The 25,033-nt window shown below is 58.0% G+C and carries 22 protein-coding genes and 1 pseudogene; 4 read left to right on the forward strand and 19 right to left on the reverse strand.

The window, feature by feature from the left end; genetic code table 11:
- Positions 1–18 precede the first annotated feature (18 nt).
- The 7 genes from ACA059_RS15370 to ACA059_RS15400 all read right to left on the reverse strand — a co-directional run bounded on the left by ACA059_RS15370 (position 19) and on the right by ACA059_RS15400 (position 7,622).
- Entirely contained in the window at positions 19–576 is a 558-nt protein-coding gene (locus ACA059_RS15370) for a PqiC family protein (protein ID WP_497634595.1), read from the reverse strand.
- A gap of 17 nt (positions 577–593) precedes the next feature.
- Positions 594–2,249 carry a PqiB family protein gene (locus tag ACA059_RS15375; protein ID WP_497634596.1) on the reverse strand — a complete coding sequence of 552 codons (1,656 nt, stop codon included), beginning with the start codon at positions 2,247–2,249 and terminating at the stop codon, positions 594–596.
- Positions 2,230–2,886, reverse strand: coding sequence for a paraquat-inducible protein A (locus ACA059_RS15380; protein ID WP_123364063.1), 657 nt, complete (start codon positions 2,884–2,886; stop codon positions 2,230–2,232). Before ACA059_RS15380 ends, ACA059_RS15375 begins: the two co-directional genes overlap by 20 nt.
- The gene (locus ACA059_RS15385) at positions 2,883–3,479 is read right to left on the reverse strand and encodes a paraquat-inducible protein A (protein ID WP_497634597.1); all 597 of its coding nucleotides are present in this window, start codon (positions 3,477–3,479) and stop codon (positions 2,883–2,885) included. Before ACA059_RS15385 ends, ACA059_RS15380 begins: the two co-directional genes overlap by 4 nt.
- Before the next feature lie 226 nt (positions 3,480–3,705).
- Positions 3,706–5,007: an NAD(P)/FAD-dependent oxidoreductase gene (locus ACA059_RS15390; RefSeq protein ID WP_497634598.1), complete on the reverse strand. Its 1,302-nt coding sequence runs from the start codon at positions 5,005–5,007 to the stop codon at positions 3,706–3,708.
- Entirely contained in the window at positions 5,004–6,092 is a 1,089-nt protein-coding gene (locus ACA059_RS15395) for a polyamine ABC transporter substrate-binding protein (RefSeq protein WP_497634599.1), read from the reverse strand. Before ACA059_RS15395 ends, ACA059_RS15390 begins: the two co-directional genes overlap by 4 nt.
- 171 nt (positions 6,093–6,263) lie before the next feature.
- A complete protein-coding gene (locus ACA059_RS15400) occupies positions 6,264–7,622 on the reverse strand; it encodes a glutamine synthetase family protein (RefSeq protein WP_282378368.1) in 1,359 nt (452 codons plus the stop codon).
- 161 nt (positions 7,623–7,783) lie between these two features.
- Between ACA059_RS15400 and ACA059_RS15405 the strand changes: the two genes are divergently transcribed.
- Positions 7,784–8,707 carry a helix-turn-helix domain-containing protein gene (locus ACA059_RS15405; RefSeq protein WP_497634600.1) on the forward strand — a complete coding sequence of 308 codons (924 nt, stop codon included), beginning with the start codon at positions 7,784–7,786 and terminating at the stop codon, positions 8,705–8,707.
- Between the two features lie 12 nt (positions 8,708–8,719).
- Here the strand turns inward: ACA059_RS15405 and ACA059_RS15410 are convergent, their stop codons facing one another.
- From ACA059_RS15410 to ACA059_RS15440, 7 genes are all read right to left on the reverse strand, one after another.
- On the reverse strand, positions 8,720–9,640 hold the full coding sequence (locus ACA059_RS15410; RefSeq protein WP_134421518.1) for a MurR/RpiR family transcriptional regulator: 921 nt from the start codon (positions 9,638–9,640) through the stop codon (positions 8,720–8,722).
- A 312-nt stretch (positions 9,641–9,952) separates the two neighbouring features.
- Entirely contained in the window at positions 9,953–10,717 is a 765-nt protein-coding gene (locus ACA059_RS15415; RefSeq protein WP_497634601.1) for an ABC transporter ATP-binding protein, read from the reverse strand.
- A gap of 18 nt (positions 10,718–10,735) precedes the next feature.
- Positions 10,736–11,848, reverse strand: a complete 1,113-nt coding sequence (locus ACA059_RS15420) for a succinylglutamate desuccinylase/aspartoacylase family protein (protein ID WP_497634602.1) — start codon at positions 11,846–11,848, stop codon at positions 10,736–10,738.
- A 9-nt stretch (positions 11,849–11,857) separates the two neighbouring features.
- Complete coding sequence (locus ACA059_RS15425) at positions 11,858–12,556, reverse strand: ABC transporter permease (RefSeq protein ID WP_056746042.1); 699 nt, start codon at positions 12,554–12,556, stop codon at positions 11,858–11,860.
- A 14-nt stretch (positions 12,557–12,570) separates the two neighbouring features.
- Positions 12,571–13,260 (reverse strand): ABC transporter permease, encoded by a 690-nt coding sequence (locus ACA059_RS15430; RefSeq protein ID WP_123364053.1) that lies wholly within the window; start codon positions 13,258–13,260, stop codon positions 12,571–12,573.
- Between the two features lie 90 nt (positions 13,261–13,350).
- Entirely contained in the window at positions 13,351–14,127 is a 777-nt protein-coding gene (locus ACA059_RS15435) for an ABC transporter substrate-binding protein (protein WP_497634603.1), read from the reverse strand.
- 167 nt (positions 14,128–14,294) lie between these two features.
- Entirely contained in the window at positions 14,295–16,682 is a 2,388-nt protein-coding gene (locus tag ACA059_RS15440; protein WP_497634604.1) for a DUF3772 domain-containing protein, read from the reverse strand.
- Positions 16,683–16,909: 227 nt separating this feature from the next.
- Here ACA059_RS15440 and ACA059_RS15445 point away from each other — a divergent pair, with 227 nt between their 5' ends.
- The gene (locus ACA059_RS15445; RefSeq protein WP_497634605.1) at positions 16,910–17,365 is read left to right on the forward strand and encodes a hypothetical protein; all 456 of its coding nucleotides are present in this window, start codon (positions 16,910–16,912) and stop codon (positions 17,363–17,365) included.
- Here ACA059_RS15445 and ACA059_RS15450 read toward each other — a convergent pair.
- Genes ACA059_RS15450 through ACA059_RS15460 form a run of 3 tightly spaced genes read right to left on the reverse strand, consistent with a single transcriptional unit; the run spans position 17,350 to position 21,069 of the window.
- A complete protein-coding gene (locus tag ACA059_RS15450; RefSeq protein WP_497634685.1) occupies positions 17,350–18,375 on the reverse strand; it encodes a DUF2955 domain-containing protein in 1,026 nt (341 codons plus the stop codon). The two genes, ACA059_RS15445 and ACA059_RS15450, sit on opposite strands and share 16 nt — an antisense overlap.
- 4 nt (positions 18,376–18,379) lie before the next feature.
- Positions 18,380–19,519, reverse strand: a complete 1,140-nt coding sequence (locus ACA059_RS15455) for an HlyD family secretion protein (RefSeq protein WP_497634606.1) — start codon at positions 19,517–19,519, stop codon at positions 18,380–18,382.
- Positions 19,516–21,069, reverse strand: coding sequence for an efflux transporter outer membrane subunit (locus tag ACA059_RS15460; protein ID WP_497634607.1), 1,554 nt, complete (start codon positions 21,067–21,069; stop codon positions 19,516–19,518). The genes ACA059_RS15455 and ACA059_RS15460 overlap by 4 nt, the downstream gene beginning before the upstream one ends.
- A 119-nt stretch (positions 21,070–21,188) precedes the next feature.
- Between ACA059_RS15460 and ACA059_RS15465 the strand changes: the two genes are divergently transcribed.
- Both ACA059_RS15465 and ACA059_RS15470 read left to right on the forward strand, forming a co-directional pair.
- Positions 21,189–21,713, forward strand: coding sequence for a transporter suffix domain-containing protein (locus ACA059_RS15465; RefSeq protein WP_497634608.1), 525 nt, complete (start codon positions 21,189–21,191; stop codon positions 21,711–21,713).
- Positions 21,714–21,877: 164 nt separating this feature from the next.
- Positions 21,878–22,418 (forward strand): annotated as a pseudogene (locus ACA059_RS15470) (cupin domain-containing protein).
- Between the two features lie 234 nt (positions 22,419–22,652).
- Here the strand turns inward: ACA059_RS15470 and ACA059_RS15475 are convergent.
- Together ACA059_RS15475 and ACA059_RS15480 are read right to left on the reverse strand one after the other, a co-directional pair.
- On the reverse strand, positions 22,653–23,330 hold the full coding sequence (locus tag ACA059_RS15475; protein ID WP_497634609.1) for a dTMP kinase: 678 nt from the start codon (positions 23,328–23,330) through the stop codon (positions 22,653–22,655).
- A gap of 276 nt (positions 23,331–23,606) precedes the next feature.
- Positions 23,607–24,644: a GGDEF domain-containing protein gene (locus ACA059_RS15480; protein WP_497634610.1), complete on the reverse strand. Its 1,038-nt coding sequence runs from the start codon at positions 24,642–24,644 to the stop codon at positions 23,607–23,609.
- Positions 24,645–25,033 lie beyond the last annotated feature (389 nt).

Genomic DNA, 25,033 nt, shown 5'->3' on the forward strand with positions numbered 1-25,033 from the left:
GATCGCGTTATGGCTTAATTAAGCCGATGGACACCCTTTTTGTGTTCCGCCAGCGGCCTGGCTGATAAGCGCGGCAAGACGTTTGACGTTGTTTTGCTGAGCCGCTACCAGTTCATCGATGGACGGCCCTGAAGGTGTTTGCAGCGTGCTGCGGCAAGTGACCAGTACGTTCTCGCTTTCACCGAGATTGCGCAGGCGCCATTTGACGTCAATCAACCCGTATTGTCCGGGAATCGAGTCAAAGCGCTGCACGTCCAGGCGCACCGACATTTTGCGCTGGGGATTGCTGTTGACCAGTTGATCGACCAGGGCACTGCGCAATTCATCCGACAGGCTCGCGCCCCACCACTCGGTTTCGAGGATCGCCAGGCCACTGTTGCCCTGGCGAATAACGATCTGCGGGCGGTCGACCTGGGGAGGGACGCTGAGGCCCTCGATCTGGATTTCCGCACCGCTGTTGCGCGCAGCAAGGCCCGGTTGAGCCGGAATCAGGGTGTGAAACTGAATCGGATCACTGCGGCAAGCGGCGAGTAGCAACAATGCAGTGACCAAGCTGATCTTCAGCGGATAAACCATGAGTGATGCTCCTGTGGTCATTTGCGCGGCGGCCCCTGCAGGTCCATCGGCGCAGCATTGTCGGGACGACCGCGAATCAGCGATTCCGGATGCCGTCCCAGGTAATCCGAGAGTTCACGCAAGGAGCGCGACATGCGCCCGAGTTCGTCGAGGGTCTGACCTAATTGTTCGCGTTGCGGCGAGTCTTCGGCCAAGGTCGAACTGGCCGATTGCAGCGTCTTGCTGACGTCCGCCAGGGTGGTCTGCACGCCGGGTAGGGTCTTGGCGTTGAACTGTGCGAGGCCTTTGCGCAGTTCGACGAGGTTGCTGTCCAGGTTACCGGCGATGCGCTCGATTGGCAGTTGGTTGATCTTGTTGACCATGCCCTCCAGTTTTTCCTGCAATTGTTCGAGGCTGCCTGGAACGGTTGGGATAGAGACTGGACGGGCGGTCGGATCGAATACGACTTTCTCCGCTTTGGGGTAGAAGTCGAGCGCAATGTAGAGCTGACCGGTCAACAGATTGCCGCTCCGGGCCTGGGCCCGCAGACCGTTTTCGATGAAGCTGCCGATCAGGCGTACGCCAGCGGCTTCGTCGTTGGGGTCATGCTTCAAGACCTCGAGCATTTTGATGTGTGCCTGGCCGAGGCGTTGCGGATAGATCAGGATGCCGACATTGACCGGGAAACTGCGCTTTTTCGCGTCGAAATCCAGATTGACCGACACGACTCTGCCGAACTCGATGCCAAGGAATTCCACCGGCGCGCCGACCCTGAGCCCGCGCAAGGCCTGATCGAAACGCAAACTCAAGAATTGCCCCTTGCCGCTGGGCGGGGCGAGGGCGGTTAGCTGGTCTTCGAACAGGTCGAAGGCTTTGTCCTCGGCGGCCAGTTGATCGTTAGGGCTGTATTCCGGAGCGCGGAAGGCGATGCCGCCCACCAGGATGGAGGACAGCGACTCGGTTTTCACCGAAAAGCCGTTGGCGCCGACGTTCAGGTCGATGCCGCTGGCGTTCCAGAACCGGGTGTTTTCAGTGACGTAGGCATCGTTGGGCGCGTGGATGAACACTTCGATGTTGACCCCTTTACCGTCGGCGTCCAGGGCATAAGCCACCACTTGCCCCACCGGAATTTTGCGGTAGTAAACCGGAGAGCCAATGTCCAGCGAACCGAGATCCTGGGTGCGCAGGGTGAAGCGCTTGCCCGGCTCGCCATAGGTAATCGGCGGCGGGTTTTCCAGGCCGGTAAAGTTCTTGGAGCGAGCATTGGCCTGGCCGATGTCGGCGCCAATGTAGTCCCCGGACAGCAGGGTATCGATCCCCGACACCCCGCCAGCGCCAATGCGCGGACGCACGACCCAGAATTGCGAGTCTTTGCGGGTGAAGCTTTCCGCCTGTTTGTCTAGTTTGATCGTGGCGTTGACGCTTTTCTGGTCATTGCTCAGTTTCACCTCCGAGACATGCCCGATCACCACGTTGCGGTATTTGACTTCGGTCTTGTTGGCCGTCAGGCCGCTACCGGTCTTGAACGTGACGGTGATGGTCGGACCTTCCTGCATCATGGTGTGCACGACCAGGGAAATCCCCACCAGCACCGCGACAATCGGCACGATCCATACCAGCGAAACGCTGAAACGGCGGGTTTTGACAGGGGCCTGCCCAGGGGCTTGCGGCCCGTCAGTGGCTTGCGACTTCATCCATGACCTCCTCGTTTGGGTTATCCCGCTCTTCTTTATCCCAGATCAGGCGTGGGTCGAAACTCATTGCCGACAGCATGGTGAACACCACCACCAGACCAAAGAACAGAATGCCCGGGCGCGGTTCGATATCGGCCAGGGCTTGAAACTTCACCAGAGAAGCCACCAGGGCGACCACGATCACATCGAGCATCGACCAGTAACCGATGAGCTCGACGAAACGGTACAGCGTTGACCGCTGCTTACTCGCCCATTGGCTGTCGCGCTGAACGGTCACCAGTAACAGCGTCAGGGCGACAAACTTGATGCCCGGCACCGCGATGCTGGCGATGAAAATAATCAGCGCAATGTCCCAGGCGCCGTGCTGCCAGAACTCCAGTACACCGCTCATGATCGTGCTATCGGCGCCGTTGCCGACCATCTTGGTGTTCATCACTGGCAGCAGATTAGCCGGAACGTAAAACGCCAGGGCAGTGAACATGTAGGCCCAGGTCCGGGCCAGTGAGTTGGTTTTGCGCCGATGCAGTGGCGCGCCGCACCGTGTGCATTCGTGAGGTTCATCGGTCATGTCACAGGCCAGGCCGCAGCTATGACACAGGCACAGGTTGAGTTCACTCGCCACCGGGGGCCTGTTCATAAGATGTCCCATAGATCACGGATGTCGCGCCCTGCGATGCGGATCATCATCAGACTGAGAATGGCCAGGGCAAACAGGCCGATGCCAGGCAGCACATCCAGCAATCCGGCGAGTTTGATGACCGCGACCATCGCCCCCAGCAGACAGACCTCCAGCATGCTCCAGGGCCTGAGGGTTTCCAGCCAGCGCATGCAGAACCTGAAGCCGGGCGAGCGCTGGTGGGCGAGGGCGAAGCACAAGACCCAGATAAGCAACAACAACTGGAAAATCGGCGCGATGATCATCGAGATCGCCGCCACCATGGCGATGAAAGTGATCGGCCCCAGACTCAGGGCCAGCACCGAGTCCCAGAGTGTTGCGCTGTTTTTAAGGCCTTTGAGGCTGATGCTCATGACGGGATAGAAGTTGGCGAAAATCCACAGCATCAACGCGGTGAAGGTCAACGCCAGACGTTGTTCCACCGACAGGCCGTTATAGCGCTGAAGCACGCCGCCGCAGCGCGTACAGAGGGTTTTTTGATGTTTGGCGAGCGTGACTTTTTCATACACGCAGTCGCAGTGCTCGCAGATGATCAGTGGGTCAGTCGTAGCCATAGGCTGCACTCGCCAGGACGCAGGGAAGTCAGAGCACTCCCTCAATATAGAAGCGCCTAGCGATTGAGCAAATTAAAAGGCTGTTCAATGAGATGCGGGTGGGCGATATCTCCCCTGTAGGAGCTGCCGAAGGCTGCGATCTTTAGATCTTCAAGATCCAGATCAAAAGATCGCAGCCTTCGGCAGCTCCTACAGGGGAATGGCGTTTAACCGAGGGTGGGGGCCTTCAGCCGAGCAGTTCGCGCAGGCGATACCAGAACATGCCGAGGGCCAGCAGTGGAGAACGCAGCATCGGCCCACCGGGAAAGGTCATGTGCGGCACCGCGCTGAACACGTCAAAGCCTCGACTGTGTCCGACGTGGATCGCTTCACCCAACAGTTTTGCGCACCAGTGGGTCACGTTCAGGCCATGACCGGAGTAACCCTGAGCGTAAAACACGTTCGGATGCTGACTCAAGCGCCCGACCTGTGGGAAGCGATTGGCGGAGATGCCAATCTTGCCGCCCCATTGATAGTCGATGCGCACGTTGGCCAGTTGCGGGAAGACCTTGAGCATTTGCGGGCGCATGTAAGCTTCGATGTCCGCCGGATCACGCCCGGAATAATGACAGGCGCCGCCGAACAGCAAACGTCGATCTGCCGAGAGCCGGTAGTAATCCAGGCCGACTTTCTGGTCGCAGAGCGCCAGGTTATGCGGGATCAATTGCGCTGCAACGTCGGGCGCCAATGGCTCGGTGGCGATGATGTAGCTGCCCGCCGGGAGGACCTTGCCGCTCAGTTTCGGTTCGAGCTCTTCCAGGTGAGCGTTGCACGCCAGCACCAGACTGCCGGCGCGCACCGTGCCGCCGGCACAGCGAACCTGCACCGTGCTGCCATGGATCAACTCCAGCACCGGGCTCTGCTCGAAGATCCGTACCCCGAGAGATTCGGCTAGCCGCGCTTCGCCAAGGACCAGATTGAGCGGGTGCAAGTGACCCGAGCCCATATCGACGAGCCCACCGGCATACACGCCTGAGTTCACCACCTGCTGACGGATCTGCTCCGGTCCGACCAGGCGTGTTTCATGGGCGTAACCGGATTCGGTCAGACCTTCTTGCTCGGCCTTCATTGCAGTGAACTGTGCCGACGTGTTGGCCAGTTCACAGAACCCCCAGCGCAAGTCGCAATCAATCCCGTGTTCACGAATGCGGTTGCCCACAAGCGCTACCGATTCGACGCCCGCACGCTCAAGGTAGCGCACGCCTTCTTCACCGACATGACGGGCAAAACCACTGACGTCATGGCCGATACCGCGGATCAACTGACCACCGTTGCGTCCGCTGGCGCCCCAGCCAATTCGCCGCCCCTCCAGCAGAATCACCGAGAGCCCGCGCTGCGCCAGTTCGATCGCCGTGTTAACGCCGGTAAAGCCACCGCCGATCACACAGACATCGGCTTCAAGATCCGCGGCCAGTGTAGGGTAGGGCGCCATTCCATTGGCTGACGCCGCGTAATAGGAGCGAGCATGTTCGTTGCTGTACTGGTTCATTGGTTGGACTTCACTTTGCTCCAGGAGCGGGTCATCAAACGCATGATTGCCTGGGGCGGGGTGGTCGAAATGTAGAGCTTGTCGAGGACTGCCTGAGGCGGATAAACCTCAGGATTGTTGACCAGTTCAGGGTCCATGTCTTGCTTGGACGCCGGGTTCGGGTTGGCGTAACCGACCGACGCACTGACCTTGGCAATCACTTGCGGGTCCAGCAAGTAGTTGATGAAAGCATGCGCCTCTTTCTGGTTGCTGGCGTCTGCGGGAACCGCCAACAGGTCGAACCACAAGTTACTGCCTTCCTTGGGAATCGCATAGGCGATGTTCACGCCGTTCTTGGCTTCCTTGGCCCGGTTCGCGGCCTGGAACACGTCACCCGAGTAACCGAAAGCTACGCAGATGTCGCCGTTGGCCAGGTCCGAAACGTACTTGGAGGAGTGGAAATAGGTGATGTAAGGCCGGATGGTCAACAGCTTGGCTTCGGCTTTCTTGAAGTCTTCAGGGTTTTCGCTGCGCGGGTCCATGCCCATGTAATTGAGAACGGCCGGGAACACTTCATCGGCCGAATCCATCATCGACACGCCGCACTGGCTGAGTTTCTTCAGGTTCTCCGGTTCGAAAAACACGGCCCAGGAATCGATGCGGTCAATGCCCAGCACTTGCTTGACCTTGTCGACGTTGTAGCCGATGCCGTTGGTGCCCCACAGGTACGGAACCGAGTGTTCGTTGCCCGGATCGTTTTTCTCCAGCAGCGCCAGCAGTTTCGGGTCGAGGTTCTTGAAGTTGGGCAGCTGCGAACGATCGAGCTTCAGGAACGCGCCGGCTTTCACCTGGCGAGCGAGGAAGTGGTTGGACGGCACCACCACGTCATACCCGGTGCGGCCGGCGAGCAATTTGCCCTCCAGGGTTTCGTTGGAATCGAACACGTCGTAGATCACCTTGATCCCGCTTTTCGCCTGGAAGTCGACGAGGGTGGTCTCGCCGATGTAATCGGTCCAGTTGTAGACGCTGACGGTTGGCTGAGCCTGCGCAACGGCGCTGAACAACACGGCCAGCGCGACCGGCACCACGGATTTCAATAGACGCATATCGACACCTCTTCGAATTTTTGGATTTATCAGGCGTTGGCATTCTCCTTGTGGGAGCGGGCTTGCTCGCGAAAGCGGTCTATCAGTCAACGGTGATGTTGAATGTGCCGGCCTCTTCGCGAGCAAGCCCGCTCCCACAGGAGAATGTGATCTCATGTGGGAGCTGGTCTTTTAGACGCTGAGCAGCAGGAACTCACGCTCCCAGGAGCTGATCACCCGTTTGAAGTTCTCGTGTTCCGCTCGCTTGACCGCGACATATCCGCGGACGAATTTGCTACCCAGATAACGCCCGATGGTTTCGCATTCTTCCATCTGCGTCAGGGCGTCTTCGATGGTGATCGGCAGGCGCAGGTTGCGACGTTCGTAGGCACGACCTTGCACCGCAGCACTCGGTTCGATGCGTTCGACCATCCCCAGATACCCGCACAACAGGCTTGCTGCGATCGCCAGATAAGGGTTGGCATCGGCGCCCGGCAAACGGTTTTCCACGCGCATCGCGTCCGGCGTTGAGGTCGGCACACGCAGGCCCACGGTGCGGTTTTCTTCGCCCCATTCGACGTTCACCGGCGCCGAAGTGTCCGGCAGGAAGCGGCGGAACGAATTGACGTTCGGCGCAAACATCGGCAGCACTTTTGGGATGTATTTTTGCAGGCCGCCGATGTGGTGCAGGAACAGCTCGCTCATCTGCCCGTCGGCATCGGCAAAGATCGGCTGACCAGTGGCGATGTCCACCACGCTTTGGTGGATATGCATGGCGCTGCCGGGTTCATCGCCAATCGGTTTGGCCATGAAAGTCGCGGTGACGTTGTGCTTGAGCGCCGCTTCGCGCAGGGTGCGCTTGAACACGGTGATCTGGTCGGCCAGATCCAGTGCGTCGCCATGACGGAAGTTGATTTCCATCTGCGCCGGGCCGTCTTCGTGAATCAAGGTGTCGAGGTCCAGACCTTGAAGCTCGCACCAGTCGTACACGTCTTCAAACAGCGGATCGAATTCGTTGGCAGCGTCAATGGAAAACGACTGACGACCACTTTCTGCACGGCCCGAACGCCCCAGCGGTGCCTTGAGCGGCAAGTCCGGGTCTTCGCAGCGCTGGGTCAGGTAGAACTCCATTTCCGGCGCGACAATCGGCCGCCAGCCTTTGTCGGTGTACAACTGCAGGACCTTTTTCAGCACGTTGCGCGGTGACAGCTCGATCGGGTTGCCGAACTTGTCGAAGGTGTCGTGAATCACGATAGCGGTGGGCTCGATGGCCCATGGGATCACGTACACCGCGTCAGAGACGGGCTTGCACACCATGTCGATGTCGGCCGGGTCGAGCAGGTCGTAGTAGATGTCGTCGTCGACAAAGTCCCCGGTTACCGTTTGCAAAAGCACACTTTCCGGCAGGCGCATGCCTCGCTCATGCAGGAACTTGTTGGTGGGTGCGATTTTGCCGCGTGCAATGCCGGTCAAGTCGCTGACCACACACTCGACTTCGGTAATCTTGTGATCTTTCAGCCACGTGAGCAGCTGATCGAAAGGGACATTCATAAAGACCTCGTTATTGGTTTTATTAACGCCGGGGAGGCTGGTTTCATCCACCACACACTTCCCCTGTGGCGCGTTGACGACTATCTTGGGCGAGCCTTGACGTTCCATCTATCCACTTTCAGCAGCACCAAAACGCACCAAACGAGTGCGTAAGGTCACCCATGACAACGTGCAACCCCCTGCAAGTCCAAGCGTTCAACACCGCCGATGTAGCCGAGCAAATCCGCGCCACACCGGGTTGGGTGCAGCATTACCAGCAAATGTCACCGGGGCATTTCGCCGGGCGCGTGCGCTACCTGGACCTGCAAGGCGTGGAGATTTACGAGGAACAGATGAACACGCGGGTCGAGCAGAATTTCAGCGCGCCCGAAGGTGCGCTGGCGTTCTGTTTCGATCGAAGCGACAACGCGCTGTACGTGTTGAATGGCGAAAGCCGCAACATCTGGATCACCCCGGAGAACTACCAGGAAATCGCTGTGGTGTTCGGTCCGGAGTTCGTGCAGCGTCACGGTTTGAACGTGGCCAGGCTCGAAGGCCTGTTCATGGCGCCACTGAACTCGGGACAGAACGCATTGTTCAGTCGCTGGCTCAGCGGGACGTTGACCCGACTGGCGCAGACGCTCGATCCGCCGAGCAAGGAGGCGTTGACCCAACAGTTGCTGGAAGACTGCCTGTACATCCTCGACAACGCGTGTGTTTGCCTTGATCGCGGAGGTTTACAGCGCCGCGCCGAAGAGCGATCGGTGATGAAACGCATCGGTGAGTGGGCGGCTGATGCCCCGGAAGACACCCTGAATCTGCTGGAGCTTTCGCAGGTCGCCGGGGTTTCGCTGCGGCAGCTTCAGCATGCATTCAAGGCTTATACCGGGATGACCCCGACCCATTGGCTGCGCTTGCGCCGACTTAACAGCGCACGCCGCGAATTGCTCAGTCGCACAGCGATGGACACCACCGTTGCCGAAGTGGCGATGCACTGGTCGTTCTGGCATTTAGGCCGATTTTCAAGCAGTTATCGCGCGTTGTTCAACGAACTTCCCAGTCAGACGCTCGCCCGCAAACCCTGTGGCGCACCAGGTCACGGGTAAGCCGGGGATACGTCAGCGCGGTTTTGTGGCTTTCGCCGATTTGCTGTTGCCTGGCATGTGCAGGTAAGCCATCACGCTTTCGGTCAGCTCGGTCGCCAGTTTGACGGCTTCCTTGTTGCGCGCCATCACGCCCGCCACCAAGCCTTCGATCAAGGCGAGCACCGCGATGTTGGAACTGGTCAAAACCGGGTGGTCGGCGGGAGCAAACAGCACATGTTCGGCAATGCTGGTGAGCGGCGAAGCCGGTGAATCGGTGATTGCCAGCACCGAGGCTCCCCGCTCATTGGCGAAACGGGCGAGTTGCAGGGTGTCGAGGGAGTAGCGCGGCAGGGAGATCGCCAGCAACACATCCTGATCGGTAATCGCGGCCAGACGGTAAGCGGCGTTTTCGTTGCCGCCTTCCATGCTGATGGCGGTGGCGTCCGCGCAGAAAGGCATCAGGGTCGAGGCGGCGAGGCCGGCGAAGTAGACGCTGTTGCCAAAGCCCAGGATGTAGATTTTGCGCGCGGTGGTCAGGCGCGTGACGAAGGCTTCAAAGGTGTCTGCGTGGTTGTTGGTCGCCGCCGTCGCGAGGTTGCTGCTGGCGCTCTGGATTTGCTCATGCAGGCCAAACGCGCCGCCAGGACGATGTGCCAGTTCGTTGCGCAGTTTGTCGACCGGCGACACCATTTGCTGCAACGTCGCGACGAGTTCGGCTTTCATGCCGGTGTAGCCACCCAGGTTCAGGGCCTTGGCCAAACGGTTGACCGCGGCTGGCGAGGTGGATGTTTCGTGAGCCATCTCCTCGATGGTCAGCGTCGCAGCCCTCAGCGGGTGACGCAGGATAAAGTCCGCCACCTTGCGCAGTGACGGCTGCAAATCGCCAACGATCTCCGCCAGTTTGCGCATAACCGGTGCGGCATAGACCGTGGTGTTTTTCGATGGGGTCGGCATATCCGGCTCAACATTTCCTGAGGGTTGATAAAGCTGGCGGGAGTGTATCCGAAGCCGACCCTCGGTGTGCAGCGCTTGGCCAAGGGTCGGTGATCGGGCCGGTCGGGCAATGCCAGTCAGTTAGCCGCAACGCATTCCGTAGCAGCTGGCGAAGCCTGCGTTCGGCTGCGCAGCAGTCGTAAAACCTGACCGCGAGGTAGTCCTGAAGAACCGCATTGCCTGATTTCACGACTGCTGCGCAGCCGGACGGGGATAAATCCCCTCGCCACAACGCAGCTGCTACACGGACTGCGTTACGGCCGGCTGGGCGGGTTATTTCAAGCTCCCGGCAAGAAACTGCTGGAGGCGTTCGGATTGCGGGTTGACCAGCACTTCGCGCGGGTCGCCACGCTCTTCGACCTGCCCCTTGTGCAGGAACACCAGTTGATTGGAGACCTCGCGGGCAAAGCCCATTTCGTGGGTCACGACCACCATGGTGCGGCCTTCGAGGGCGAGGTCCTGCATGACTTTCAGCACTTCGCCGACCAGCTCGGGGTCGAGTGCCGAGGTCGGCTCATCGAACAGCATCACTTCCGGTTCCATGGCCAGCGCCCGGGCAATCGCCACACGCTGCTGCTCGCCGCCTGACATATGGGCCGGCCAGGCGTCCATGCGGTGCGCCACGCCGACTTTGTTCAGGTAGTGCTCGGCCTTTTCCCGGGCTTCTTTCTTGCTTAGGCCAAGCACATGCACCGGGGCTTCCATGACGTTTTCAAGGGCGCTCATGTGCGACCACAGGTTGAAGTGCTGAAACACCATCGACAGCCGCGAACGCATGCGTTGTAGCTGCTTGGGTTCGGCGGCCTTGAGCCCGCCGAGTTTGTTGGTCACCAGTTTCAATTGTTCGCCATTGAGCACGATGTTGCCGGCGTTGGGCTGCTCCAGCAGGTTGATGCAACGCAGGAAAGTGCTTTTGCCCGAGCCGCTGGAGCCGATGAGGCTGATCACATCACCGGCCTTCGCCTCCAGGGACACGCCCTTGAGCACGTGGTGGCTGCCGTAGCTTTTGTGTAGATCCTGAACTTCAAGTTTGTACATGGTTTTTATTCTCTGGAATCAGTCGCTGAGCAAGCGACCCTGGCGAATAAGGCGGGTGCCGGCGACTTTGGCCAGCCACAAACCGGGCTGGGCAAAGCGCAGGCGTTCTCGGGCATAGAGGATGCCGTCGGTGCTGGCGCGCACGATACTGTGGCGATCGGTCAGCGGATCCAGCACTTCGAACAGCGGATCGCCAACCCTGAGCCGGGCACCCAGCGGTTGCAGAAAGCTCACCACCCCCGGGTGCGGCGCATAGGCGTACTGCGCGCCGGCGAACGGCGTCGCTTCACAGCAGGTCGTTGGCGCTGCTGGCCAGTCACCGCTGATCAGGCCTTGTTCGGCGAGATAGCCAAGAATGGCTTCGGCGCTATCGACACATGGCTCGCGTTCGGTGTCGGCCATGCCGCGCAACTCGATGGTGGTGGCCACACAGGCCAGCGGAATATCGGCTTCAGGAAAGCGCTCGGCCAACCGCAACCAAGGGATTGCACAGGCCTCATCGAAGGCACTACCGCCCGCACCCTCGGCCAGCAGCGCGGCGCCGGCACCGAGTCGAGCGGCCAACGAACGCAATCGCGGCCAGTTTTGCGGCATGGCGTAAAGCAGCATGATCGACTCGAAATCGCAATGCAGGTCCAGCACCACATCGGCGTCACAGGCATGTTGCAGCAACAGGCGGCGCAAGCCATCGAGTTCTGACGTCGGTGGTGGCATGTCGGTAAGGACATCGCTCATGGCGCGGCGGATCAACGCAATGTTGGCGTCGGCATCGTCTCCCAGTTTTCCTTCCAGCAGCGCCGCCACGGCTTCAGCCAGCTCCGGGAAATCCCGATTGAAATTCTTTCCGCTGGAGAACTCGAAGCGCCCCTGATGGGTGGCCTGGAACATCTGGGCGATGCCAATCGGATTGGCCATCGGCACTAACTCGATCACTCCCTTCAGGCGACCTTGTTCTTCCAGCACCCGCAGACGTCGTTTGAGTTCAACCGCCACGCGCATCCCCGGCAACTCGTCGGCGTGCAGGGACGCCTGAATGTAGGCCTTGCGCGGCCCGCTGCCAAAACGAAACAGCGACAGTTTCCGTTCAGTGCCCGAAGCACTCCACGGCAACAGGTATTCAATGTGCTCCATAACAGCTCCTTAGTGCTTGCGCGGTGCCAAGTACGCCAGCCAGCGACGCTCGGCCAGCTTGAACAGGCGAACCAGGATGAAGGTCAGGGCCAGGTAGATCAGGCCGGCAGTGATGAACGCCTCGAACGGCAGATAGAACCGCGCACTGACCGTACGCGCGGCGCCGGTGATGTCCACCAACGTGACAATCGAGGCCAGGCTGGTGGTTTGCAGCATCATCAGCACTTCGTTGCTGTACTGCGGCAACGCCCGGCGCAAGGCTGACGGCAGCAGAATGCGGCGGTACAGGGTAAAGCGCGACATGCCCATGGCTTTGGCGGCTTCAATCTCGCCATGAGCCGTGGCCTTCAAACTGCCGGCCAGCAGTTCCGCGCTATAGGCACTGGTATTGATCGCAAACGCCAGGCAGGCGCAAAAGGTTGCGCTGGATAGGTATGGCCAAAGCGCGCTTTCACGGACCGCCGCGAACTGCGCCAGGCCGTAATAGATCAGGAACAATTGCACCAGCATCGGTGTGCCGCGAATCACGTAGGTGTAGAGCCACGCCGGGAAGTTGATCAGGGGCGATCGGGACACCCGCATCAATGCCAACGGAATCGCCAGCACCAGGCCGAAGGCCAGGGAAATCAGCAGGACTTTGAGGGTTAACAAGGCGCCATTGAAATACAGCGGCAGGTTTTCCCAGATCAGGTTGTAGTCGAGAATCATGGGGTTGCTCCCAATCACAATTCGGCGGCTTTGATGCCGACCGAGTAGTGTTTTTCCAGGTAACGCAGCACCAGCAATGACACGCTGGTCAGCATCAGATAAAGCGCCGCCACCGCGAGGAAAAACGTAAACGGCTCATGGGTGGCGTCCGCTGCGTTCTTGGCTTTGAACATCATGTCCTGCAAGCCGATCACTGAGATCAGCGCGGTGGATTTGGTCAGCACCAACCAGTTGTTGGTAAACCCGGGAATGGCGAAACGAATCATCTGCGGCACCAGAATCCGCCAGAACACCTGGCCGCCACTCATGCCATACGCCGCGCCGGCCTCGGCCTGACCTTTAGGGATCGCCATAAACGCGCCGCGAAAGGTTTCCGAGAGATAGGCGCCAAAAATGAAGCCCATGGTGCAGACGCCGGCGATAAAGGGATTGATGTCGATGTAGCGGGTGTAACCGAGCGCCAGGGCGATGCGGTTCACCAGATCCTGGCCGCCGTAGAAGATCAGCAGGATCAACACCAGGTCAGGAATACCGCGAATCAGGGTGGTGTACCCTTCGCCCAGCATCGCCAGCCATTTGAGCGGCGACAAACGAAAAGCCGCGCCGATCAGACCCAAAGCAATCGCCATGCTCATGGAGGTCAGGGCCAGGTTAATGGTCAGCCAGGCGCCATCGAGAATGCTCGATCCGTAGCCGTGAAGCATGATGAAGTTCCTCAAACGAGTGCCAAAAGGCGCGCGAGACAAGCCCAAAGCGCCCGCAAGAGGCCGGCGCCACAGGGTTTCAGGTAAGGTTTATTCGCCGTAGATATCGAACGCGAAGTACTTGGCCATCACTTGTTGGTACTTGCCATTGGCGCGTAGGGCGTCAATCGCTGCACTCAGGCGTGCAACGTTCACGCTGTCGCCTTTACGCACCGCGATCCCGGCGCCTCGGCCGAAATATTTCGGATCGCTGATGTCCGGTCCAACCAGCGCGAAACCTTTGCCTGCCGGCGTTTTGATGAAGCTCTCATCGGTGTTGACGATGTCGGCGAGCGTGGCGTCCAGTCGACCCGACGCCAGATCGAGGAAGGCTTCATTTTGTGAGCCGTAGCGCACCACTTCGACCCCGGATTTTTCAAGCTGCTCGGTAGCAAAACGGTCGTAGGTCGATGAGCGTTGCACCCCGACCTTCTTGCCCTTGAGATCAACCAGCGGGTCGTTGATCACATTACCGGCCTTCATCGCGAACTTGCCTGGCGTGTGGTAGTACTTTTTACTGAAGTCGACCGACTTCATACGGTCTTCAGTGATTGACATCGACGACAGCACGGCATCGATCTTGCGCACTTTCAGCGACGGGATCATGCCGTCGAATTCCTGGATGACCCACTCGCATTTGACCTTCATTTCTTCGCACAGGGCGTTGCCGATGTCGTAATCGAAACCACTGACGTTGCCCTCCGGCGTCTTGAAAGAGAAGGGCGGGTAGGCGGCTTCGATACCGATACGCAGGCTGTCTTCGTCGGCGTGTGCCAGCAAGCTTGCGGCGCACAGTGCCAGAGCACCTAGAAGTTTTGTCTTGTTCATATTGTTGACTCCTTCAGTCCTGATGATTTTGCGTGGATATAAATGACATGTTTTATTTCATAATGCAACGTTATGAAAATAAACATGTCACTCGAGGGCGCGCAAATTCACAGCGATCTGGTGTGATCACGAGCACGTTCAGGCGCCGGGCAGGCTATTGATGGGGATTACGCGGGAGGGACCGGCTTGGCCAATTCGATGCCGGCCGCACTCAATCGCTTCAGGATCTCAAAGAGCAGATCGCTCTTGGTCGTGCTGACAATCCTTGGGCTGCTGACATAGCCGGTGATGGTTAGGGTGATGCCTTCAGGACTCAGGTTGCTGAAGCGGACAACGGGGGAGGGTTTGTCGAGGATGGTTTCATGTTCGCAATAGGTGGTGTACAGCAGGGTTTTGACTTGTTCGGGGTCGATATCCAGAGGGAACACCAGTTCGAGTGTGGCCACCCCTTGGGCGCTGCCGCCCATGGTCACATTGCGCAGGTTCTGGGAAATAAGCTGCGAGTTGGGCACGATCACGATCGAGCGATCACTGAGCTGTATCTCGGTGGCCCTGACATTGATTCGCCGGATATCGCCTTCGACCCCGCTGATGCTGATCAAGTCGCCGACTTTGACCGGACGCTCAGTGAGCAGGATTATCCCGGATACGAAGTTCTTGACGATCTCCTGCAGGCCGAAGCCGATCCCCACGGACAACGCACTGACGATCCAGGCCAGATTCGTCCATTTGACGCCCAATGAAGACAACGCCAGCAGAATGACCAGTACGTACCCGATATTACTGAACAGGGTGCTCAGCGACGCTCCCATGCCGGGGTCCATATCGGTTTTCGGCAGGAACTCGTTATCCAGCCATCTGCGCAGCGATCGAATCAGGTAAATACCGATCAACAGCGCGAGGACCGCATTCAACAGATTGCCCGGAATGATGTTCAGCTTGCGCAGGCCATCGCCGCCGAGGATTGCTGAAACCCTGTCAGTCAGTTGGCCAAAGGTCGCTCCAATCCCCCCCACAAACGTTGTGATCACGGCAATTAACAGTAAGGCCGCTCGGCCAATACCCGACACAACAACCTCGATTTGTTCAAGCCGTACGTCGCCGATACCCAACAGCTGTTTGATCGTTTTGCCGCTTGGGTGCTTTGGCGAAAACAGGTAATCACACGAGTCCCTGAACAACTGCGTCAGCAAATAGAAGCTGGCAAGAACGATATAGAGCCAGACAATTTCGTAAGTGATGAATCGGGCCAGGGAGATGTAACCGATCAGCAGACCAAAAATCGAGATCAACATGGCGATGCTGACGCCGGTATAAATCAGGCCCGCCAGTGTAGTACCTAACTCAGGGACTTCCCCGGCAATGACCATCGCTCGGCGGGTTTTACTGACGCGTAGCAACAACGCTCCAATAATCACGATGACGACTAATGACACGACGCCCCGGCTGAAGAGAACCACCTGCGAACTCATACCCGTCGCATTGGTGACTTGTACCAGCGAGATGAGTATCAACATTGATCCGGCCAGCAGCGCCGGAAAAGGGCTTATCGAAAGTGCCACTTCATCGGCTATGCCAGGCAACCGCCATGAGGGATTGCGTTTAGACAGCAGGGCCCGACTCAAACCGATAATCAGGGCGCAGGCATAAGCGACTTTCTCGACATCGTCGAAGTAACCTTCCAGGGGCTGAGGCAATGGTTGAAGCCGGGTAGTCGCCGCGGAGATGAGCTGTATTGCACAACCTGCGCTCAACATCGTGGCAACTACCGTCGCTATCGCCAATGAGCTTCTGCGCAGTCGACCTTCCGGTAATCGATGGATGCAGATCCATGTCAAGCCACGCTCAGCCAGTCGTCGCCCCGGCGACCAGAAGGCCAGGGCCAGCAATAACAACGTGACGGTTACGGCACGCCGGCCGGGTTGCCAGACGGACTGAATGACACTGTTGGACTGGTCGATCAAAACCCTCAGACGGTTTTTATCCTCCTCCAATGGAGAAAACAGCGGTGACCAGAACCGGGGGTTGAGGAGACTGGCGGTGCGCTGGGCCAGTTCGGTTTCCAGTTGAGTGCGCCGAATGCTGGCGATCTGGGTGATGAGGTTAGTAGCGCCTTCCTTGATGGCCTGCAGTATTTTGAGTTCGCCATCCACCTTGTCTTTTTGTTCGGTGAGATAAGTCCTCTGCTTTACGAGATCAGCCTTTTCCATAGCAAGGCTGTTAGGGGATGCAGTCCCGAGCACACTGAGTTGCCCTTGCAATTGCGCCTGCTCGGGAAGTAACGCCGCCGCCAACTTGTCCACATCACTGAAGAGCAACTGAACGTTGTCCTGAAAGCCTATCAACTGGGTGTAGTTACTGGTCAGCGACACCTGCTGTTTAAGGTTGTCCAGCCTTAATTGCAGTGCTTCCAGATCGCTCTTTGACACAGTAGCGGTAACGCCGGCCTCAGCGTTGCTTGACGTGTTGGGTAGTTCATCCGCCGACAGTTCGCCGATGTTCGCCCCCATCAGCGCGAACACAACGAATATGAGTAATTTCAATGCAGGACGCATTGGCATGCCTCCAGCGGCTTTAGCCATTCAGGTTAGGTCATGGCGTGTGCAGGCGCGAAAAATAGTTCCGCACGCTGACCACGAATAGGGAAGGGGGGAGGGTGAGAAGGGGTGATCTACAATCTTTTATGTTGAACCACGCTCAGGATCACGAGGTGTGACGTATTGAGCGGTCTGTCTACCGACCCAGTGTGCTTGCAGAGTGCCGGGCCCTGTCGGAGGTCATCATGAAAAAGTTTTCATCCATTAGCCTGTGTATCGCACTGTCGGTTTCCTGGACCCAGGGCTGGGCCGAAACGGTGGTGCCGATGAAAGGGCAGAGTTCGCAACAAACCCAAGTGGACATCACCGATTGCCACAACATCGCGGCCAGTCAGAGCGCCTCGACTGCACCGCCTCCTAGCGGTGGAAGGCTGAAGGGGGCCGCGGCGGGCGCTGCCGCCGGTGCGGCGGGGGCCCAGGTGCGGGGACGTCAGCATGACGAGTTTTATGATCAGGTCGATGATGACCGCAAGCAGGACTATCGCCAGAATCGCGCCAAAGAAACTGCCGTGGCAGGCGCGGTCGTCGGAGGCTCGCGTCAACGTCAGGAACGCCGGGCGCAAGAGAAAACCAGTGCTTCGACCAGTTCTACCGCCTATACCAGCTGCCTGCAGGGTAAGGGGTATCAGGTCAACCCTTGAGCACTTTCCTGCCGTTGATCGAGCAGATGGACCATCAGGCAGGCATACAGCGTCACGAGGATGAACAAGCCCATGCGGATGGCGAACGCTGTGTAAACGTCCTTGCCTGCTGCGCTGTCCTGTACCGACTGACCCAACAGGATGATCAGCGTAATCAGGGTATTGAGCCAAAACCCCGGGGTAAACCGGGTCGGGCTCAGGGCATACAGCTTGCGCGCCAGCACCAGGCCGAACAGCAGCATCCACAGAAAGAACATCCACAGATGCACAAACAGACTGAGGGCGCTCCAGAAGAGGATCGCCAACAGGCCTGCGAGTAACGTCGAGCCGAGCAGTTCGCGACCGGCGATGCGGGCGTTTGTCGTGGAGCTTTGCTGACCCAGGCCGACAGCCTTCAGGATGATCGGCAGATAACCGGCCGGGTCGATCAGCGCCAGCAGGAAGGTCGGCAGCACGATCAGGGTTGCACGCAGCGCAACCCGACTGGCTTCCTCGGCCGGCAGGGGTGGGGGAGCCGGCGGGGAAGGGGCATTGGGTGGATCCGGGAATAGCCCATGACTGAATGCCACGACGACAACGGCGAGCAGCAAACCCTTGACCAGTGCGCCGATGACCATCGCCGCCAGATCGAATTCGGCGATACCGGCCGAGGAAATCATGGTCAGGCCAATCACCAGAAAGGTCATGATCAAGGTGTTGCCGCCGCGCAGGCCAAAGCGGAAGGCCAGGAACAGACCGACGCTGATCAATAGCACGCCGCTGACGGGGTAATAACGCAGGACCGGGATCAATAGCAGGCCGATGCCGGTGGTCAACATGGCAGCCAGTGCTAGAACGAGTCCGGCCTTGAACGGCAGTGGGCGATTGACCGAGGCCAGCAACAGCAGGCAAAGCACCGGCGCCATAAAAGGAATCGGCAAACCCAGGCCAAAACTGGCGGTGAGGCACAACGCCGTGCCGGTGGCCAGGCGCAGTGCGCGTTGATCCCGCGGCGTGCGCCGAGTAGACATACCCTTAATAGGCATAGCTCAGCCAGCTCATGAACCCCACAAACAGGCGGCCGAGTGGGTTCAGCGGATTGCCCTCAGTGGGGAAGGCCATGACTTCGGCCTGCCCACCGGCACGGATCCCCCGACTGTCACGCAACGTGTTCAATGAGTCTGGCGAAAACTCGATAATGACCGGAAAACGCTGGGCCGGACGCAACCAATCGCGACTGTTCTGCACGCTGGGCAAGGTGCCAGGCGCGGGTGTCTGCCCCACGCTGACGCCGTAACCGACGCTGCGCACGCGGCCCTCGAAAACCTCGCCCGGCAGAGCATCCAGAACAATCGAAACCGGTGTGTCGAGCTTCACCAGACCGAGGTTGTTCTCGGTCATGTCCGCGCTGATCCACACATCATGAATGGCGATCAGGGTCATGACCGGGCTGCCGGCAGCAGCGAATTGCCCCGCGTCAGTTCGCAGATCCGTAACCAGTCCGGCCGAGCGAGCGCGAATCTGCGTGTTGGACAGATCCAGTTCGGCTTTGGACAACGCCGTGGCGGCACTGCGCAGCAAGGCGTTGTCTTCCTCGCTACCACCTTCCTGCTCGCGCGCGCGCTGCACTTCGGCCCGGGCAGCCGCCACTTGGCTGACCGCCTGTTCGCGGTTGGCGCGAGACACTTCGAGCAGGCGTACGGAAATGGTGCCGGGGTCTTCGCGATACAAACCCTCAAGACGCTGATTGTCCTGGCGCGCCTTGAGCTCATTGGCCTGGGCGGCCCGCAAGTTGGCTTGCGCCGAGGCTATGCCGGCGGTGCTCGCACCGATCTGTCGGCGGGTCGATTCGAGGTCGGCACGTGCACGGTCGACGGCAATCTGGTACGGCTGCGGGTCCACCTCGAAAAGAACTTCGCCAGCCTTGACGTCCTGGTTGTTGCGCACGTTCACCCGGGTCACGCGGCCCGCCACTTCCGAGGCGACCGGAATCACAAAGGCACCCACCCGGGCCTGTTGTGTATAGGGTGTGAAACGATCCGCCAGCAGGTACCAAGTCAGACTCAGGAGGATCAGTAGGAGGACCCACTTGATGCCTTTTTTCGCCGGGTCGGTAGCCGGCGCTGATGCCTGGGCGACTGGAGGCTCGGACGAGGAAGGGGTGGTTTCACTCATTGGTCTTTTACCTTGTAAGACATTGGAATGGCAGGCTGTGCAGGGGTGGGCTCTTTCAGCAGATCGCCCCAGTCGGTGCGTTTTTCCATTTGCTGGCGGGTGGCTGGATCAACTTTCGGCTGGGCGCTGTACCAGCCACCGCCCACGGCTTTGTACAAGGCAATGACATTACTGACGGCATTGCTGCGGGCGACCAGATAATTGTCCTGTTGTTCGAGCAAGGCACGCTGCGCATCCAGCACCCGCTGGAAGTCCGAATAACCTTCGCGATATTGCGCGCTGGCCAGTACCAGCGAACGCTTGGCGGCTACTTCGGCCTCGCGCAGGATGCGTTCGCGCTCCAGGGATTTGATCAGGCCATAGGCTGCATCGTCCGCCTCGCGTGCCGCCTGGCGAACCTTGTCGCGGTAGGCCTCGATCAGCTGCTGCAACCGCGCATCCTGCACGCGCACGTTGTTGCTGATCTGGCCGTGATCAAACAGATTCCAGCGCAGACTGGGGCCGCCGATCAAATCCAGATTACGGGGTGTGCCACTGAGTGTGTCGGTGGACCAGACGATGCTGCCCAGCAAGGTCAGCGACGGATAGAAATCGCTCTCGGCCACACCGATCAGCGCTGACTGGGCGGCGACATTAAGCTCGGCGGCGCGCACGTCGGGCCGACGCAGCAGCAGGTTGGCCGGTACATCTTGCAACACGGCACGGTCGACCAGCGGGATCAATCCCTCGTTCTCGAGCAGTTGCGGCAGTGCGCCGGGCGGCTGACCAATCAGCACCGCCAACGCATTGCGGGTTCGTTGCAACTGGTCTTCGAAGTTGGGGATGGTGCTCAACGTGCCCAGGTACTGGGTTCTGGCTTGTTGCAGGTCGAGTTCGGCAGTTTGGCCACTGTTGAAGAGCTTTTCGGTGATCTCGAAGTTGCGCTTTTGCTGTTTGGCGTTTTCCCGGGCGACACGCAAACGGGCTTCGGTGGTGCGCAGCGAAAAATAGGTATCGGCCACTTGCGCGCGCAGCAGTACGAGCACGTCTTCATAGTTGGCCTGGGCGGCGAAGTAGCTGGCATCGGACGACTCGATGGCGCGGCTGAAGCGGCCCCAGAAGTCCAGTTCCCAACCCACATCGAACCCCGCGCTGTGTTGCCAGAAATGGCTGTCCTGTGGGTTGATCCCGCCGGATTGCCTGCGATTAAAGTAAAGGCTGTCGACACTGGCTTGTTGCAATTGCGGGTAAAGACCACTTTGAGCAATGCCGAGTTGGGCGCGGGCTTCCATGACGCGCAAGCCGGCGATTTTGAGGCTGGAGTTGCGTGCATCCGACTCGGCAATCAAATGATTGAGGACCGGATCGGCGAAAACTTGCCACCACTGACGAATGTCCGGGTGCAGGCTGCGTTGGCTGGATTGCTCGAGGGCAGGGGTGCTCCAGTGTTTGACCCATTCTTCGCTGGGCGGCTGGAAGTCCGGCCCAAGTCGTACGCAGCCATTGAGGCCGAGTACGCCAAGCAGCACGAGCTGTCCTGGCCACTTCAGCAGGGTTGTACCTGGATGCATTACGCATTTCCCGACCAACAAAGATCACTGGAGCATAGCCGTCCAAATGGGCATACGGCTGCTACGCTTTTTTAAGCGCCATCAAATCTACTGTGATCTGTTAGAAAGGTACGACGATTATGAATAACACCCCAGGTGTTGTTGAACCCCATTCAGCCGGTTGGCGCTTTAAGTTGGGAATAGTCATTATCTGCTTGATGCTGGGCTCCTGGCTGTTGGTGCCTCTCGCAGCGGCAGCCGATGTGCCGGGTTCAAAGATCGCGGCACTGACTGGCGTGCTGTTCATCAGCAACAAAGTCCTGTTGATCATCGTTATTGCGGTGATGGGAAAAGCCGGATTCCAACAGTTAAAACGCAGCCTGTTCGGATATGTGTCCTCACTTGCACCTAGCACGGAAGTCGAAGTGGGCCCATTGCGTCACAGAATTGGCATCGTGATGTTCTTTGTGCCGCTGATTTCCTCCTTTCTTGAACCCTACATCGACAGCATTTGGCCAGGACTCAGACCCAACCTCTGGCAAGTTCAAGCGCTGGGTGACCTCATGCTGATCGGTAGCTTTTTTGTATTGGGGGGGAATTTCTGGGAGAAAGTGCGCGCCTTGTTTATCCGCACCGCTCGTGTCGCAAACACAAGTGCGGCGTGAATAACAATAGTGGGCGAGGGTAGTGAGTACTCGTGTGCTCAAGCTCTAATGGCTAGCTCTACTAAAGAGCTATTTAGCATAGTTATTATCAATTGCTAGAACATCCACAATAGAGCTGGTGTATTGGTGGCGCGCTATTTCAAAGGCTGGAGGGCTCAAACACCATGACTACCGACACCTTTGATAAACACATTCCCAGCGCTGAGGCTGTAATCGCAGCACTGAACCTGGAACCCCATATGGAAGGCGGTTTCTACCGCAGAACCTTTCAAACCGATCACCACGCGATGGTCGAGACCGCTGGGGGCCGGCGTTACCTGATGACATCCATTTACTACTTGCTGACCAAGGATTCGCCGATAGGTCATTTTCATCTGAACCAATCGGACATCGTGCAGATGCAATTCAGTACAGCCTGATTTTCCGGACGGCACATTAAAAACGGTTGTGATGGGCAGCGATGTAATCGCCGGACAATGTCTGCTGTTACATGTACCGGGTGGCGGCTGGAAAGCTTCGCAGCTTACAAATGGATTGGCGGGATACGGTCTGATCAGTGAAGCGGTTTCACCAGGGTTTGATTTTGCAGATATGGAGTTGGGCAGTCAGCAAAAGCTTAGCGAGCAATTTCCCGAAGAGGTGATTTTGATCGCTGCCAAATCTGCGTGCAACCGGGCTAATCTCGAAACATCTCGTTACGTGTAATGTATATTATGTTAAACGATGTGTCAGGACGGAACTTCTACCAAAGGTTCTTTCAAGCTACCAATCCCGATCCCTGTTCGAGCCAACCCAATACCCCGGCTCCAGCAATCGACGCTCGAAACGTCTGATCATGTAAGACCCACCCCGGGCAGCTTCGCTCAGAGTTCGTTGACAGGCACCCAGACCAAGCGTCAGCCGGTTACTGCTGCGGCGACAAATCCCCCTTCGATCCTGCTAACGATCTGTATCTACGGCTATCTCAACCGCATCAAGGCCGGCGCAGCGAACTTCGCCTACGGGGCATCGAAGGACTCTATAGATCTCAGAAATCACCTGCATCGTTGCGTCTTCGATCGTTCCTTCATTACGGCATAAAATCCAGCCGTGATCTGCAATCGCTCGCTCGAACGCCTTGGTACAAGCGACATGTTCTTCCAGCTTATGGATCACAGTACTGCTCAGCCCACGCCGTCGTGCCGCTGCCCTCGCCCATGAAATATCAGGGGCGGTGACCACCCCGACATGCAGGTCTGGCACTCGCACGTTTCGATCAATGTTCAACTGTAGAATCTCTGCAAACGGGACTATCCGGCGAAACGCGGCATCAGACGGGTACCAGCGATCGATCAAGATGATGCTGCCTGGTGGCTGTTTAGCCAGCACGTGCTGGGAAATCCAGGTACGGCTATCAGCAAAGCGCTCACAAACCTCCAACTCCAAATCCCGGGTGGGATCTCTGACGAGTTTGTTAACGAGGGCCATTGTTTCACCCCTATAGGGATCGCTTTTTTTCTCGCAAAGTCGGATCACCTTTTTGTTGTCTGCCCTCAGTACTTTCGTAACGGCCTCCAACAGTGTGGTTTTGCCGGCTCCCTTGGGCCCATCTAGAGAAACAAACAGCGAATGATTCATTCTTCAAACAACGATTGATATACGTTTTTTTGCCCGGCTCGTTCGCTGGAACCGCTTGGCGCGACTACGCAAATCGAGTGGAGGGACCTTATGAACAGACCTAGATGAACACTTTAACCGGGTTTCTGGCTAACGGGTCTCAAAATCCAGGGTTACAGCCGCTTATGAACATCGGTCATCGCCCATAAATGTGTCAGCGCGGAACTTTTATTAACTGTTCAATACCTCAATCCTGTGTCGACTTTTTCATAAACCGGTGACGTCCGAACGCCAGTTTCAGTTCACTCGGTTGCGCCCGCTGCGCTTGGCTAGATAGAGCGCATCATCGGCACGAGTCAGAAGGCTTTCCACATCGTCACCCGCTTTGGCGAGTGCGACACCAAGCGACGCAGTTACAGTGTCTAGCACCTCATCCGTGCCACGAACCTTGATCCGCAGCGCCTGAATTTTCAGGCGCAGTTGCTCAGCAAAAGTATGAGCACTGGTGAGATCAAAACACTCGTGCAGGACTACACAGAACTCTTCACCACCATAGCGTGCCGCCAGGGCCTGAGGCGGGATTGAGTTCCGTAACACCTGACCAACGTGCTCAAGTACGCGGTCACCCAAAGGATGGCCATACCGGTCATTGAACTGCTTGAAATGATCGATATCCAACATGACCAATGCCACCCCATGAGGAGAGTTGATCAACGCATGCTCCAGCAAGCGAGTGAAGGTAGCTCGGTTCAACACCTTAGTCAGCCCATCCAAAGATGCAGCCAGTTGGGCTCGCTCGAGCTTTTCTCTCAGACTCTTAATTTCATTTTGCGCTGAGTGCAGCTGGGAGAGGAAAAGCTCTTGCTGATTCTGCATGACCTGGGTGCTCTGTTGCAGCTCGCTCAGAATGGCGGGCAACCTGTGGTCGACTGGCTCCGCGAGCATTTCCATGCAATGGCCAAGACTGGTTTGAAAGTTGGCACTGCCATTCACGCTGCGCGAGACATTACGCTCCATGTCGTCAACCAGATTGATCGCTTGTTGTTGCCCTGCGCGCGCTTCCTCCAATTCGTCACGAATGATGTAGTCGCGAAAAAGCTTCGTAGCGGATTCTGGAGGGAAACAGTCGAAGTCTTTGACCACCCTGTCCAGATGGCGATTAAGCTCTGGCTCCTGACCTTTGCTGTAGGTGTACCAGAGAGCATAGTGCACGGGATTTGGTGGAATGTTGTGACGCACCATCAGTGGTACGGCCTGCTTCAGCAGAGCCGCCGCCTCGCGGGAGTCCTCTGGATACAGCGTTAGGGCAGTCGCACGCGTCTCTGATTGGCTCATAACGTCACTGTGGTTGGTTTTTATTGGCATATATGAAGTCGGGGGCAGCATATCCTTACGTACACCAAGCAGCCATACATAAGTCCATGAGCAAGACGTCTAGCGAGGCGACTGCGAGCGCGGACTATCCATCACCGTTAAGCCTCATAGTCGTAAACTCGCGGTCAAGGAGATAAGGCGTTTAATCACCTTTATCACATTGCCATTCTTACGTTCTAGCCGATCCAGCCATCGATACCCACGTAGAGGCCAACACCAATGATCAGCGCGCTGGAAATCGAAAAGGGATCGTAGCTTTGTACTCCCTCACTACCTGCGTTTCTGTCGATTACGGAATCATCTCAGGCATGTACCCAATTTGACACGATCGCCGTGTTGGAAGAAATTGA

Source organism: Pseudomonas sp. LBUM1647 (assembly GCF_059716175.1).